Source organism: Stenotrophomonas sp. RIT309 (assembly GCF_000632045.1).
Lineage (GTDB): Bacteria > Pseudomonadota > Gammaproteobacteria > Xanthomonadales > Xanthomonadaceae > Stenotrophomonas > Stenotrophomonas indicatrix.
The window spans coordinates 84,262-99,878 of the sequence record NZ_JFYS01000013.1 but is presented as its reverse complement, the minus strand read 5'-3'; the positions used below and the strand labels follow the sequence as shown (position 1 = coordinate 99,878).

Here is a 15,617-nt window from a genome sequence, read left to right as displayed (position 1 = left end):
GGCGGGGGCGGGGCCCTGGTAGGTGCCGACCTTGGTCGGCGCTTGTGCCAACCAAGGTTGGCGCCTACCGAATCGGGTTGGCGCCCACCGAGGGGCGCTCACGGTTTCGGGATGATGCCCAGGGCCACTCCCGCTATCGTTCCATCTCCAAGACAATAAAACGCAACACACGTGCTATTGCCGTCATCGGTGTTGCTCTATCGTTGAGGCCGATTTCGATTTCCGGGGAACCCACCGCATGGCGGTAGAAGCAGCGACCAGCGAGCTGGTCAAGGTCGTCGCCCTGTTGGGCGCAGCGGTGGTGATGGTGCCGCTGTTCCGTCGGCTCGGCCTGGGCTCGGTGCTGGGCTACTTCGCCGCCGGCCTGGCGATCGGCCCGTTCGGGCTGGGCTGGTTCTCCGACCCGCAGGCGATCCTGCATACCGCCGAACTCGGCGTGGTCATGTTCCTGTTCGTCATCGGCCTGGAAATGCGGCCCTCGCACCTGTGGAGCCTGCGCAAGGAAATCTTCGGGCTGGGCACGCTGCAGATCGTCACCTGCGCGCTGGTGCTGACCAGCATCGCCAAGCTGTTCGGGCTGCCGTGGCAGATCGCTTTCATCGGCGCCACCGGTTTCGTGCTGACTTCCACTGCGGTGGTGATGCAACTGCTGGCCGAGCGCGGCGACATCGCGCTGCCGTCGGGGCAGAAGATCGTCTCGATCCTGTTGTTCGAAGACCTGCTGATCGTGCCGTTGCTGGCGCTGGTCGCGTGGATGGCACCGGCTGCGGGCAGTGCCGATGGCGAGGGCTCGCGCTGGATGTCGGTGGCGATCGGCGTGGGTGCCATCGTCGGCCTGGTGCTGGTGGGCCGCTTCCTGCTCAATCCGCTGTTCCGCGTGCTGGCCGAATCGAAGGCGCGCGAAGTGATGACCGCTGCCGCACTGCTGGTGGTGCTGGGCGCGGCGCTGCTGATGCAGCTGTCCGGGTTGTCGATGGCGATGGGCGCGTTCCTGGCCGGCGTGCTGCTGAGCGAATCGACCTTCCGCCACCAGATTGAAGCAGACATCGAACCGTTCCGCGGCATCCTGCTGGGCCTGTTCTTCCTCAGCGTGGGCATGGCGCTGGACCTGGGCGTGGTGGCCGGCAACTGGCCGATGATCCTTGGCCTGGTAGTGGCGCTGATGGCGGCCAAGGCGGCGTGCATCTACGTGGTGGCGCGCCTGATGGGCAGCGACCACGCGCAGGCACTGGACCGTGGCGTGCTGATGGCACAGGGCGGCGAATTCGCCTTCGTGCTGTTCTCCGCCGCAGCCAGTGCCGGGGTGATCAGCCTGGACATCAATGCCAACTTCACTGCCGTGGTGGTGCTGTCGATGGCGCTGACGCCGCTGGTGGTGCTGGTCTACAAGCGCGTGGCGCCGACGCCGACCGTCAGCCTGGAAGGCGTGGATACCGCCGATGGCCTGTCCGGCAGCGTGCTGCTGATCGGCTTCGGCCGCTTCGGCCAGGTGGCCAGCCAGTCGCTGCTGGCCCGCGACGTGGACGTGACCATCATCGACAACGATGTGGAGATGATCCACAACGCCGAGCGCTTCGGTTTCAAGATCTATTACGGCGACGGCACCCGGCTGGACGTGCTGCATGCCTCCGGCGCGGGCAGTGCGCGGGCGATTGCGGTGTGCGTGAACAATGCCGAGGACGCCGACCGCATCGTCGAACTGGTTGCCCATCAGTTCCCGCAGGCCAAGCTGCTGGTGCGCTCGTTCGACCGCGAACATTCGCTGCGGTTGATCCATGCTGGCGTGGACTTCCAGATCCGCGAAACCTTCGAGTCGGCGCTGCTGTTCGGGCAGGCGGCACTGGTGGAGCTGGGCGCGGACGAAGACGATGCGCGCGAGATTGCCGAGCAGATCCGCGAGCGCGATGCCGAGCGCTTCGAGCTGGAAATGGCCGGTGGCAGCCTGAGGGCCGGCGCGCACATGGTGTTTGGCAGCGCGCTGCCGGGTGTGCCGACGCCGACGCCGTTTACCGCGCCCAAGCGCAAGGCACGCACGCTCAATGCGGATGAAGTGCCGGAAGAAGAAGAGGAATGAGCGTCACGCGCCGCGCTTCGCGCTCGCCGGGCATGGCCCGGCGCTACCGGGGCGTCGCGCGATTCCGTGGGTAGCGCCGGGCCATGCCCGGCGAGCGCAGCGGGCGCAGCAATCCGGTAGCGCCGGGCCATGCCCGGCGAGCGCAGCGGGCGCAGCAAGTCGGTAGCGCCGGGCCATGCCCGGCGAGCGCAGCGGTGGGCGAGGGGGCGTGAATCGGGGACAATAGCGTCCCCGCCGCCCCACGCCCGCACCCGATGACCGACTCCGCCCCCCAGCTTCCTGCCCGCATCCTCGATGGCCGCCGTATCGCCGAGGACCTGCTCGACAGCCTGAAGGTGCGGGTCGACGCCCGTGTCGCCGCCGGTGGCAGCCGCCCGGGCCTGGCCGTGGTGCTGGTGGGGGGCGACCCGGCTTCGACCGTGTACGTGCGCAACAAGCGCCGCGCGGCCGAGAAGGTCGGTATCGAAGCGTATGACTACGACCTGCCGGCCGGCACCACCGAGGCCGAGCTGCTCGACCTGATCGACCAGCTCAACGCCGACCCGAAGATCAACGGCATTTTGATCCAGCTGCCGCTGCCGGGCATTCCCGATGCGCGTCGGCTGATCCAGCGCATCGACCCGCGCAAGGACGTGGATGGTTTCCATCCGGAAAACGTCGGCCACCTGGCCCTGCGCGAGTTCGGCCTGCGCCCGTGCACCCCGCGTGGCATCACCACGCTGCTGGGGCACACCGACCAGCCGGTGCGCGGCCGCAACGCCACCATCGTCGGCGTCAGCAACCACGTCGGCCGGCCGATGGGTCTGGAGCTGCTGATTGCCGGTTGCACCGTGACCAGCTGCCACAAGTTCACCCCCAAGGACGTGTTGGAACAGGCCGTGCGCAACGCCGACATCCTGGTGGTGGCGGTGGGCCGGCCGGACATCGTGCCGGGCGAGTGGGTGAAGCCGGGCGCGGTGGTGATCGACGTTGGCATCAACCGCTTGGATGACGGCCGGTTGGTGGGCGATGTCGGGTTTGAGGCCGCAGCGCAGCGGGCGAGCTGGATCACCCCGGTGCCGGGTGGCGTAGGCCCGATGACCGTGGCCACGTTGATGCAGAACACGTTGGAAGCGGCGGAAGCTGGGATTTGACGGTAGTGCCGGCCGCTGGCCGGCAACCCGGTATGCCATCCGAAGGTCCAGAGGTTGCCGGCCAGCGGCCGGCACTACCCGCTTCGGTGGGTGCCCTGAACAGATCCCCGCCCGCGCGACACTGTGTCGCAGGATTACCTATTTCCGGTTACCAAAATTACTGTTCTTGGTCGCCAAAACAGGGTAAAATGTCGCGCTTCCCCACATCTCGGGTATGCCGATGCTGCGCATCCAGGCTGAAGCACTCACTTACGACGACGTCTCGCTCGTCCCCGCTCATTCGACCATCCTGCCCAAGGACGTCAACCTCGAAACGCGGTTGACGCGCGACCTGAAGCTCAAGCTTCCGATCCTGTCCGCCGCCATGGATACCGTCACCGAAGCACGCCTGGCCATCGCCATGGCACAGCTGGGTGGCATGGGCATCATCCACAAGAACCTGAGCGTGGAGCAGCAGGCCGCGGAAGTGGCCAAGGTCAAGAAGTTCGAGGCCGGCGTCATCCGCGACCCGATCACCGTCGGCCCGGAAACCACCATCCGCGACGTGCTGGCCCTGACCCAGGCGCACAACATCTCCGGCGTGCCGGTGGTGGGCAGCGACGGCCTGCTGGCCGGCATCGTGACCCATCGCGACATGCGCTTCGAGACCGAGCTGGACGATCCGGTCCGCCACATCATGACCAAGAAGGATCGCCTGATCACGGTCAAGGAAGGCGCCGCGTCGGATGAAGTGCTGCAGCTGCTGCACCGCAACCGCATCGAAAAGGTGCTGGTGGTCAACGATGATTTCGCCCTGCGTGGCCTGATCACCGTCAAGGACATCCAGAAGAACACCGACTTCCCGAATGCTGCCAAGGACATCGCCACCCGCCTGTTGGTCGGCGCGGCCGTCGGCGTGGGCGGCGATACCGACCGCCGCGTGGAAGCGCTGGTGGCTGCCGGCGTGGACGTGATCGTGGTCGATACCGCACACGGCCATTCGCAGGGCGTGCTGGACCGCGTCAGCTGGGTCAAGAAGAACTTCCCGAACGTGCAGGTCATCGGCGGCAACATCTGCACCGGTGAAGCCGCGCTGGCGCTGCTGGACAGCGGCGCGGACGCAGTGAAGGTGGGCATCGGCCCGGGCTCGATCTGCACCACCCGCGTGGTGGCAGGCGTGGGCGTGCCGCAGATCACCGCGATCGACCTGGTGGCCGAAGCGCTGCAGGACCGCATCCCGCTGATCGCCGACGGTGGCATCCGTTACTCGGGCGACATCGGCAAGGCGCTGGCCGCCGGTGCCTCCACCATCATGATTGGTGGCCTGCTGGCCGGTACCGAGGAATCGCCGGGCGAAACCGAGCTGTTCCAGGGCCGTTCGTACAAGAGCTACCGCGGCATGGGCTCGCTGGCTGCGATGGAGAAGGGGTCCAAGGACCGCTACTTCCAGGACGCCGCCACCGCCGACAAGCTGGTGCCCGAAGGCATTGAAGGCCGCGTGCCGTACCGCGGCCCGGTGGGCGGCATCATCCACCAGCTGATGGGCGGCCTGCGCGCCACCATGGGCTACGTGGGCTGCGCCACCGTCGAGGACATGCGCAGCAAGCCCAAGTTCGTGAAGATCAGCGGCGCCGGCCAGCGCGAGAGCCACGTCCACGACGTGACGATCACCAAAGAGCCGCCGAACTACCGCTCCTGATGCGGGACGAGCAAAGAGGAACGAGGAAGCTGATTCCCGTTCCTCTTTCTCCATCTGCCGCTGAAAAATCTGACGTTTTCGTTTTCCCTACTGCATTGCCGGGGCGCCATGACCAACATCCATAACGACAAGATCCTCATCCTCGATTTCGGCGCGCAGTACACGCAGCTGATTGCCCGCCGCATCCGCGAGCTGGGCGTCTACTGCGAAATCTGGGCGTGGGACCACAACCCGGCCGAGATTGCCGGCTTCGGCGCCAAGGGCATCATTCTGTCCGGTGGCCCGGAATCGACTACGCTGCCGGGCGCGCCCGCCGCGCCGCAGGAAGTGTTCGACAGCGGCCTGCCGATCTTCGGCATCTGCTACGGCATGCAGACCCTGGCCGCGCAGCTGGGCGGTGCTACCGAAGCGGCTGACCAGCGCGAATTCGGCCACGCCGAAGTGAACGTGATCAACCCCGATGCGCTGTTCAAGGGCCTGAGCGACCACGGCGGCGAGCCGAAGTTGAATGTCTGGATGAGCCACGGCGACCACGTCTCCGTTGCGCCGCCGGGCTTCACCATCACTGCCACTACCGACCGCATTCCGGTGGCCGCCATGGCCAACGAAGAAAAGCGCTGGTACGGCGTGCAGTTCCACCCGGAAGTGACCCACACCCTGCAGGGCCAGGCGCTGCTGCGCCGCTTCGTGGTGGACGTGTGCGGCTGCCAGACCCTGTGGACCGCCGCCAACATCATCGACGACCAGATCGCCCGCGTGCGCGAACAGGTGGGCGATGACGAAGTGATCCTGGGCCTGTCCGGCGGCGTCGATTCGTCCGTGGTGGCCGCGCTGCTGCACAAGGCCATCGGCGAGAAGCTGACCTGTGTGTTCGTGGATACCGGCCTGCTGCGCTGGCAGGAAGGCGACCAGGTGATGGCGATGTTCGCCGAGCACATGGGCGTAAAGGTGGTGCGCGTGAATGCCGCCGATCGTTACTTCGCCGCGCTGGAAGGCGTGAGTGACCCGGAAGCCAAGCGCAAGATCATCGGCAACCTGTTCGTTGAGATCTTCGATGAAGAGTCGAACAAGCTGAAGAACGCCAAGTGGCTGGCGCAGGGGACCATCTACCCGGACGTGATCGAGTCGGCCGGCAGCAAGACCGGCAAGGCACATGTGATCAAGAGCCACCACAACGTGGGCGGCCTGCCGGAGCACATGAAGCTGGGCCTAGTGGAGCCGCTGCGCGAGCTGTTCAAGGACGAAGTGCGCCGCCTGGGTGTTGAGCTGGGTCTGCCGCGCACCATGGTCTACCGCCACCCGTTCCCGGGCCCGGGCCTGGGCGTGCGTATTCTGGGTGAAGTGAAGCGCGAATACGCCGAGCTGCTGGCCAAGGCCGATGCCATCTTCATTGATGAGCTGCGCAAGGCGGACCTGTACGACAAGACCAGCCAGGCGTTTGCCGTGTTCCTGCCGGTGAAGTCGGTGGGCGTGGTGGGCGATGCGCGCGCTTATGAGTGGGTGATTGCGCTGCGTGCGGTGGAGACGATTGATTTCATGACGGCACATTGGGCGCATCTGCCGTATGAGTTCCTGGGGACGGTGAGCAACCGGATCATCAATGAGTTGCGGGGGGTGTCGCGGGTGGTTTATGACATCTCGGGGAAGCCGCCGGCTACTATTGAGTGGGAATGAGTTGAAAGAACGAGGGCGCCGAGAGGCGCCCTCGTTGTTTGTGGGGGCAGCCCTTTAGCTGGGCCCAATGGGCGGGCCTAGCAGGGGCATTGACGACCATCGGGCGCTGATACAATGTCGCGGGAAACCGCTTCGCCAAGATCTTGACTCGCAGAGCCACAGCTTGCGAAGTATCAAGTCCGTCGTGCTGACAGCCGAGTTCTTGGGCGGGCTGGATTAATGGTTTCGAGAACGGGAGGAGGCGCGATGGAACGGATGTGGATGGTTCGCGGCGATGGCGGCACCTTGTACGACGCTTTTCGAGAGCGCGGTGTCGTTGCTGTGGGCTGGAGTCAGCTCGCTGCTCATGCCAAACCTGGCGTTGGTCGAAAACAGCTGATCGCCCTCTATCAGGCAGCTGAGCCGCAGGCCAAGCATGGCACGGTAGTGTCAGGCGCTTCTCAGGTGTGGCGCTTCGTCAACGACATTCGAGATGGCGATTGGGTTGTTACCTATTCTCCTCCAAACCGCATTTACTCGATCGGTAAGATTGCTGGTCCCGCTACGCATCATGCCGATTGGGCAGAGCAGGGCATGCCTTTAGCCCGAGATGTTCACTGGGGCGCGCAGGAATTGCCACGCGATCGTTTGGGCACCGGTACAAAGAATAGTCTTGGTTCCACCTTGACGTTGTTCGAGGTGCCGCGAGTTGCTGCTGCCGAAGTTCTAGCCGCTCTTCAGGGGCAGTCGGCCCCGATGGCCGATGATGAGGCAGATGAGGTAGTAGCAGATCCTCTGGCTGACATCGACTCTCAAGCGGTGGAGCGAATCAAAGACCGCGTCAACGAGCTTGATTGGGACGACATGCAGCAGCTAGTGGCGGGAATATTGCGCGCCATGGGCTACAAGACTCAGGTTTCTCCGCCAGGTTCAGATCGAGGTAAAGATATTGTTGCCTCGCCGGATGGGTTCGGATTCGAACATCCGCGTATCGTCGTGGAGGTCAAGCACCGTAGGGGCCAGATGGGAAGTCAGGAAATCCGCAGCTTCCTCGGCGGCCGCCACAAGGATGATCGCGGTCTGTACGTCAGTACCGGCGGCTTCACCAAGGACGCCCAGTACGAAGCAGATCGGGCATCCATCCCTCTAGCCATGTGGACGCTCGACCATGTGGTGCGCGCCCTGATCGAGCACTACGACGCTACCGACGCCGAAACCAAACGGATTGTGCCGCTAAAGCGGCTTTACTGGCCTGCCTGACACTGGGGAAAGAGTAGGTAATTCCCATAGAACAGAATATTGAACAGTGCATTGGAAGATCCGGTGTCATTGGCGGTAGTCCAATAAATGAGGGGTTGCTTGAAGCGCTGAGCCAGCAGGGCAGTATCTTCCAATGCTATGCGCTATTTACTTCCGACGATTCGGCGGCCTTGAACGACAACGATTTATCCTTGCACAAACCCACCGCCAAGCAATCAACGGTCAACAGGCGAGAGGCCAGTGCGACCGGCAAGGAAGACAGTCACAACGCAACACGGGACAAAAACATGAAACCCATAGAACAACAGTTCTTCAACGACCTGGAAAAGAAGCTCTGGACTGCTGCAGACAAGCTGCGCTCCAACCTCGACGCCGCCGTGTACAAGCACGTCGTGCTCGGGCTGATCTTCCTCAAATACGTCTCCGATACTTTCGAGGAACGGCAGCGCGAATTGCGCGAACAGTTCACCAACCCGGATCATGACTACTACATGGATCCGGACGAGTACGGCGGGGCAGGCACCCAGGAGTACGAAGATAACATCGCCGCAGAGCTGGAAGTACGTGACTACTACACCGAGAAGAACGTGTTCTGGGTCCCGGTGGAAGCGCGTTGGCAAACCCTCCGCGATTGCGCGCAACTGCCGCCCAAAGCGGCGCTGCCGTGGAACAAGCCGGGCAAGGACGAGCCGGAGGAAATGCGCTCGGTCGGCTGGCTGATCGACAACGCCATGGAGGCTGTCGAGCGCGAGAACGCCCGCCTGAAGAACGTGCTCAACAAAGACTTCGCCCGCGTGCAGCTCGATTCCAGCAAGCTGGCCGGGCTGATCAGCCACTTCTCGGATACCGACTTCAGCGCCAAGGAGTACAAGGGCCAGCCGCTGGACCTGAAATCCAAGGACATCCTCGGCCACGTCTACGAATACTTCCTCGGCCAGTTCGCCCTGGCCGAAGGCAAGAAGGGCGGCCAGTACTACACTCCAAAGAGCATCGTCACCCTGATCGTGGAAATGCTCCAGCCGTTCAAAGGCCGCGTCTACGACCCGGCCATGGGCTCCGGTGGTTTCTTCGTGCAAAGCGAGGAGTTCATCGAACAGCACGGCGGCAAGGCAGCCAACGGCAAGAGCGGGCAGATTAGTGTCTACGGGCAGGAGAGCAACCCTACCACTTGGCGATTGGCCGCGATGAATATGGCCATCCGTGGCATTGACTTCAACTTCGGCACCGGCCCGGCCGATACCCTGTTAAACGATCTGCACCCGGACCTGCGCGCCGATTTCGTCATGGCCAACCCGCCCTTCAACATGAAGGAATGGTGGAACGAAAAGCTGGCCGCCGATCCGCGCTGGATCGCCGGTACGCCGCCGCAGGGCAACGCCAACTTCGCCTGGTTGCAGCACATGCTCTGGCACCTGGCTCCCACCGGCAGCATGGCGCTGCTGCTGGCCAACGGCTCCATGAGTTCCAACACCAACAACGAGGGCGAAATCCGCAAGCGGCTGATCGAGGACGACTACGTGGAGTGCATGGTCGCGCTGCCCGGCCAGTTGTTCACTAATACCCAGATTCCGGCCTGCATCTGGTTCCTGACCCGGGACAAGCAGAACGGCTTCGCGCTGGACAAGAAGAAGCGCGACCGTCGCGGTGAATTTCTGTTCATTGATGCCCGCCAGTTGGGCTATATGAAGGATCGCGTACTGCGCGACTTCATTCAGAATGAAACTACGGACGAAATCCAGACAATTGCCGACGCCTTCCATGCTTGGCAGCAAGGCGAGGGATACGAGGATGTGCCAGGCTTTTGCTATTCCGCCAAGCTAGACGAAATCCGCAAGCATGAGCACGTGCTGACGCCGGGCCGCTATGTGGGCGCGGTGGGGCAGGAAGATGACGGTGAGCCCTTTGCCGAGAAGATGCAGCGGTTGACGGCGCAACTGGCGGGGCAGTTTGCGGAAAGCGCGAAGCTGGAAGCGGAGATCAATAAGAATCTTGCGGAGCTGGGCTATGGGGCTTGAGTGGAAAAAAGTTCGAGTAGAAGATATTGCAGCGGATCAACCCAGTGCTCTTGCTACAGGTCCATTCGGATCCGCGATTAGTTCCAAGTTTTTCGTGGACGAAGGTGTTCCGGTTATTAGGGGGTCTAATCTCAGCACGGATATCAGTGTTAGACTCATCGACGAGAACATAGTATTTATATCGCCAGATAAAGCTAAAGAATTTTCGAGATCGCTTGCTAAGCGAGGTGACATCGTCTTCACTTGCTGGGGGACAATTAATCAAGTTGGATTGATTGATGAAAACTCGAGGTGGCGTGAGTACGTTGTCTCTAACAAGCAGATGAAGTTAACCGTCGATCCTGCTAAGGCACATTCGACCTATATATACTATGTTTTTTCAAGCCCAGACAAGCAGAAAGAGATTATATCCAATGGAATTGGGGCTGCTGTTCCAGGGTTTAATCTTGGGCAGTTGAAAAAGCACGTGTTGCGGCTTCCTCCGTTGAAAATACAGGAAGCGATCGTTCGTCAAATTCAATGTATTGACGAAAAAATCTACATCAACCGCCGCACAAACCAAACCCTCGAAGCCATGGCGCAAGCCATCTTCAAATCCTGGTTTGTCGATTTCGACCCGGTCAATGCTAAGATCGCCGCCATCGAACAAGGCGAAGACGCGCTGCGCGCCGCCATGCGCGCCATCAGCGGCAAAACCGACGCCGAACTCGACCAGATGCCCCGCGAGCACCACGACCAACTCGCCACCACCGCCGCGCTGTTTCCCGATGCCATGGAAAAGTCGGAATTGGGGGGAATTCCGAAAGGATGGGAGGCCTCGCCACTATCAAAAATGATTCAACTGATTGGCGGTGGTACACCCAAGCGATCAGAGTCCAGTTACTGGGGTGGTACTGTTCCCTGGTTTTCGGTTAAAGATGTTCCCAATGATGGAGACGTTTGGGTTGTTGATACCGATGAGAAAATAACCGAGATAGGATTGCAGAAAAGTTCGACGAAACTACTGCGCAAAGGAACAACGATCATTTCCGCGCGCGGCACGGTCGGGAAACTTGCAATGGTTGGGCAGGAAATGGCAATGAATCAATCCTGCTATGGCGTAGTGGGTGCAGAAGGTCTGGGCGATTTCTTCAATTATTTCAACTTGAAATTTGCTGTTGAAACGCTCAAGCGTAATACGCACGGCGCTGTATTCGATACCATCACGCAGGCAACATTTGAAACCGTTATTTGTATCAGGCCTGAAAATTTAGTCATGAAACAGTTTGACGAGATCGTGGGGCCTTTATTAAAGGGTATTCGATCGAACGTATTTCAGGGTCGAAATCTGGCGGAAATCCGCGATACCATCCTCCCCAAATTCCTCTGCGGCGAGTTGTCTGTCAGTGAAGTGGGTAAGCTTGCTAATACCGCCGGAGCTGCCTGATGGACATCAAGAAGCTCCGCGAAAACAAACTGATCGTCGACAAGGTCGAGGAGGCTTTGCAAGCGGCGTATTCATCCAACGGGGATTTCAACGCCGTGTTGGATGAAGCGGAGCCGCTTGCATTCAGGAGCTTGAAAGACTCCGAGCATCAGTACGCCTATCCGATCAGTGAGATACTGTACTGGGCAGATCGCGATGCTTATCTTGATGAGCTAGACCATTGGGAAGGTCGCTGTCAGGTCAGTCAACATGAAGATGCAAGCCAGTTCATCAAGCAGTCTGATCAAGTGGCCGTGTTTCTCGATCTGGTAGATGCCGTTCGCTTAGGACGAATCTCTCCCTTTGTCGGCGCCGGGATATCCAGAGCCTGCGACTATCCTATGTGGGGTGAGGCATTACGCAAAATAGCGCAAAAGCTCAATGGCGTAGAAAAGCAGGACATTGAGCCTTTGATGGCGAAATACGATTATCTACAAGCTGCTCAATTGCTATACGATGCGGCAGAAAACCAAGTAAAGCACTTCATAAAAACTGAGTTCCGCCAACGTGCAGGAGCAATTGCAGGCCCAGTTCTTTTATTGCCCGAGTTGGCACAGGGTTGCATCGTCACGACCAACTTCGACTCAATGATCGAAGATCTTTTCCAGCAACGTGGTCAGGCGCTAGATGGGTATATGTATGGAATGCAACCTGGTAATGCTTTCGTTCAGCGTTTGCTACGCGGTGAGCGCTGCATCTTAAAGCTGCATGGGGATGCGCGCCAAGACAATACATATGTTTTTACACAAGAGCAATACCAGGCTGCCTACGGTGAGCCCCTTTCATTCCAAAATCAGTTGCCGCGTGCTCTGCGACAGATTTTTATCAGTAATTCTCTACTGTTCCTAGGCTGCAGTTTGGAGCAAGACAAGACGCTCGATTTGTTCAAGTCGGTCGTTGATGAGGCTGCATTCGAAATACCTGATCACTTTGCCTTGCTCAATGAGCCTAGCACACCGCAAGAGCGAGCTCAAAAAGAGGCTCGATTACTGCAGCTGAAGATTAGGCCTATATGGTATTCAGCACCTTTCACTGATGACGGTAGCCATGATCACGGTCTGTTAGAACAAATTTTGAGGCTTGCTATTGCTCTGTCGCGCCGGCAGGTGACATTTGAATGAGCCGCTCAAAGATGGGTTTTTTTATGGCAAATGAACAGCAGCTTGAAGATTTGTGCTTGGAGTGGTTTCAAGCGATTGGCTGGCGTTTTGAGCCAGGCCACGATATCGCTCCGGATGGGAACCAACCAGCCCGCAGTGACTATCGCCAGGTCGTGCTGCGCGAACGCCTCCTAGCGACGCTGGCACGCATCAACCCGCACATCCCCGCCTCCGCACTGGAACAGGCCGCGCATGAGGTGCTGACGGTGAACGAGCCGTTGCTAATCGCCCGCAACCACCGCGTGCATCGGCTACTACTGGCCGGCATTCCGGTCGAGTTCTCCATAGACGACGAAAAGCGCACCGATCTGGTCAGCCTGATCGACTTCTCCAATCCACGCAACAACGACTTTCTATTGGTTAGTCAGTTCACCGTCACCGGCACCAAGCAGCCGCGTCGCCCCGATCTAGTGGCCTTCGTCAATGGTCTGCCGCTGGCAGTGATCGAGCTGAAAAGCCCCGCCAACGAGCAGACCGACATCTGGGATGCCTTCAACCAGATCCAGACCTACAAGGAAGAGATCGGCGACCTGTTCAACACCAATGTGGCGGTGGTGGTCAGCGACGGATTCACAGCGCGACTAGGATCATTAACGGCCAATCAGGAGCGCATGCAGCCCTGGCGTGCGATTTCTAATGAAGACGACCGACCGTTGTTGGAGTTCGAGTTGGAAACGCTAGTACGCGGCTTCTTTGAACCTGCGCTGTTTCTCGATTACCTTCGCCATTTCGTGCTGTTCGAACAGGATGCCGATCAGATCATCAAGAAGATCGCCGGTTACCACCAGTTCCATGCAGTACGCGAAGCGGTGAAGGCCACAGTGATCGCAGCCAGAAACTTGAACAAGGGGCTGTTGGAAGTGCAGGAGCCGCGTGCCGCCTATGGCAAAGAAGTGCAATCTGGGAGCCGCAAGGCCGGCGTGGTCTGGCATACGCAGGGCTCGGGCAAAAGCATCACCATGGCCTGCTACGCGGGCAAGCTGTTGCAGCAGCCAGAGATGAAGAATCCGACGCTGGTGGTGGTGACCGACCGAAACGATCTCGACGGTCAGCTTTTCGGCACTTTCTGCGCCGCCGGGGACCTCCTTAGGCAGGCGCCGGAGCAGGCCGGTAGCCGCGAGGAATTGCGCGAGATGCTGGCTTCGCGTGAGGCCGGCGGCATCATCTTCACCACGGTGCAGAAGTTCGCCCTGCTGGACGATGAGGCACTTCACCCGTTGCTGTCGGATCGCAGCAATATTGTTGTGATCTCCGACGAGGCGCACCGCAGCCAGTACGGCATGAAGGGGCGGCTGGATACCAAGACCGGCAAATACGTGTTCGGCTATGCCAAGCACATGCGCGACGCACTGGCCAATGCCACCTTCATCGGCTTTACCGGCACGCCCATCGCCCTGGAAGACAAAGACACTCGAGCAGTGTTCGGCGACTACGTCAGCATCTACGACATTCAGGATGCGGTAGACGATGGCGCCACGGTCCCAATCTTTTACGAAAGCCGTCTAGCTAAGCTGGACGTGAACCAGTCCGAGATCGACGCACTCAATGCCCAGGTAGATGAGGTCATCGAGGACGAGGAAGACATCACTGCCCGCGAGAAGGCCAAGAGCGATTGGGCGGCGCTGACCAAGCTGGTTGGTGCGCGACCGCGTCTGGAACAGGTTGCTGCCGACTTGGTGCAGCACTTCGAGACGCGCACGGCCACGCTGGAAGGAAAGGCGATGATCGTGTGCATGAGCCGTGACATTTGCGCCGAGCTGTACGACGCTATCGCGGCCCTGCGCCCCGACTGGCACGATGTCGACTCGGATAAGGGCGCAATCAAGGTAGTGATGACCGGCTCGGCAGCGGACAAGCCCTTGCTGCAGCCGCACCTGTACAGCCAGCAGGTGAAGAAACGCCTGGAAAAGCGCTTCAAAGACCCGGCAGACCCGTTGAAGCTGGTGATTGTGCGCGACATGTGGCTGACTGGCTTCGACGCCCCCTGCTGCCACACCATGTACGTAGACAAGCCCATGAAGGGCCACAACCTGATGCAGGCCATCGCCCGCGTCAACCGAGTGTTCCGCAACAAGCCCGGTGGATTGGTCGTAGATTACATCGGCATTGCCAACGAGCTGAAAGCGGCGCTTAAGACCTACACCGAATCCAAGGGCAAGGGCGACCCTGCGCACAGCGCGGCGGAGGCCCTGGCCGTGTTGCTGGAGAAGCTGGACATCGTGCGCGGGTTGATGCACGGCTTTGATTACAGCAGGTTCGAAGCGGATGCGCTGCAACTGTTGGTGCCAGTGGCCAACCATATCCTGGGTCTGAAGGACGGCAAGCAGCGCTTCCTGGATGCAATGCTGGCGGTGAACAAGGCGTTTTCCCTATGCAGCACGCTCGATGAAGCCGCAGCCTTGCGCACGGAAATTGCCTTCTTTGCCGCCGTCAAGGCCGCCATCGTCAAGTTCACCACGGTGGACCGCAAGCGTTCCGATGCGGACAAGAACAGCGCGCTCAAGCAGATTCTTGATAACGCCATCGTGGCCGACGGGGTGGCGGATATCTTCGCGTTGGCGGGCCTGGACAAGCCCAATATCGGCCTGCTTTCAGACGAGTTCTTGGAAGACGTGCGGCAGATGAAGAGCCGCAATCTGGCGGTGGAACTGCTGGAAAAGCTGCTGCGCGACGAGATCAAGGCGCGGGCGCGGAACAACGTGGTGCAGGAGAAGAAGTACGGCGACCGACTGCTGGAAACCTTGCGCAAGTACCACAACCGGGCGGTAGAGACGGCGCAGGTCATCGAGGAGTTGATCCAGATGGCCAAGGACTTCCAAGCGGCCCTAGACCGCGAGGCGGCATTGGGGCTGAGTCAGGATGAGATAGCCTTCTATGATGCCTTGGCCAACAACGAAGGTGCGGTTCGGGAGTTGGGTGACGACACTCTAAAGAGCATTGCCATCGAGATCACGGAGAAGCTGCGCCATAGCACCACGGTGGATTGGCAGGTGCGTGAGAGCGTCCGCGCTAAGTTGCGGATTCTGGTGCGACGTACCCTGAAGAAATGGAAGTACCCGCCGGTAGGTGAGGACGCCGCGATCGAACTGGTGCTTAAGCAGGCGGAATCACTGTCAGACGCGTGGTCAAAGTAGACGCACGTTTGAAGAATTAGGGCGCCGATAGGCGCCCGTGTGATC

At 60.3% G+C, this 15,617-nt stretch carries 9 protein-coding genes; all 9 read left to right on the top strand.

Annotated features, from left to right (window positions below):
* The first annotated feature begins 238 nt into the window (after positions 1–238).
* On the top strand, positions 239–2,074 hold the full coding sequence (locus BW38_RS11395; protein ID WP_032976154.1) for a monovalent cation:proton antiporter-2 (CPA2) family protein: 1,836 nt from the start codon (positions 239–241) through the stop codon (positions 2,072–2,074).
* A 254-nt stretch (positions 2,075–2,328) separates the two neighbouring features.
* Complete coding sequence (folD, locus tag BW38_RS11400; protein ID WP_032976153.1) at positions 2,329–3,207, top strand: bifunctional methylenetetrahydrofolate dehydrogenase/methenyltetrahydrofolate cyclohydrolase FolD; 879 nt, start codon at positions 2,329–2,331, stop codon at positions 3,205–3,207.
* A 220-nt stretch (positions 3,208–3,427) separates the two neighbouring features.
* On the top strand, positions 3,428–4,885 hold the full coding sequence (guaB, locus tag BW38_RS11405) for an IMP dehydrogenase (protein ID WP_032976170.1): 1,458 nt from the start codon (positions 3,428–3,430) through the stop codon (positions 4,883–4,885).
* Between the two features lie 108 nt (positions 4,886–4,993).
* The gene (gene guaA, locus BW38_RS11410) at positions 4,994–6,559 is read left to right on the top strand and encodes a glutamine-hydrolyzing GMP synthase (RefSeq protein WP_012479957.1); all 1,566 of its coding nucleotides are present in this window, start codon (positions 4,994–4,996) and stop codon (positions 6,557–6,559) included.
* 246 nt (positions 6,560–6,805) lie between these two features.
* Complete coding sequence (locus BW38_RS11415) at positions 6,806–7,798, top strand: restriction endonuclease (protein ID WP_032976152.1); 993 nt, start codon at positions 6,806–6,808, stop codon at positions 7,796–7,798.
* Positions 7,799–7,893: 95 nt separating this feature from the next.
* Entirely contained in the window at positions 7,894–9,813 is a 1,920-nt protein-coding gene (locus BW38_RS11420; RefSeq protein WP_327083156.1) for a class I SAM-dependent DNA methyltransferase, read from the top strand.
* On the top strand, positions 9,803–11,239 hold the full coding sequence (locus BW38_RS21220) for a restriction endonuclease subunit S (RefSeq protein ID WP_051584986.1): 1,437 nt from the start codon (positions 9,803–9,805) through the stop codon (positions 11,237–11,239). Before BW38_RS11420 ends, BW38_RS21220 begins: the two co-directional genes overlap by 11 nt.
* A complete protein-coding gene (locus BW38_RS11425) occupies positions 11,239–12,399 on the top strand; it encodes an SIR2 family protein (RefSeq protein ID WP_032976149.1) in 1,161 nt (386 codons plus the stop codon). Before BW38_RS21220 ends, BW38_RS11425 begins: the two co-directional genes overlap by 1 nt.
* Positions 12,396–15,572, top strand: a complete 3,177-nt coding sequence (locus BW38_RS11430; RefSeq protein WP_235189940.1) for a type I restriction endonuclease subunit R — start codon at positions 12,396–12,398, stop codon at positions 15,570–15,572. Before BW38_RS11425 ends, BW38_RS11430 begins: the two co-directional genes overlap by 4 nt.
* The last annotated feature ends 45 nt before the right edge of the window (positions 15,573–15,617 follow it).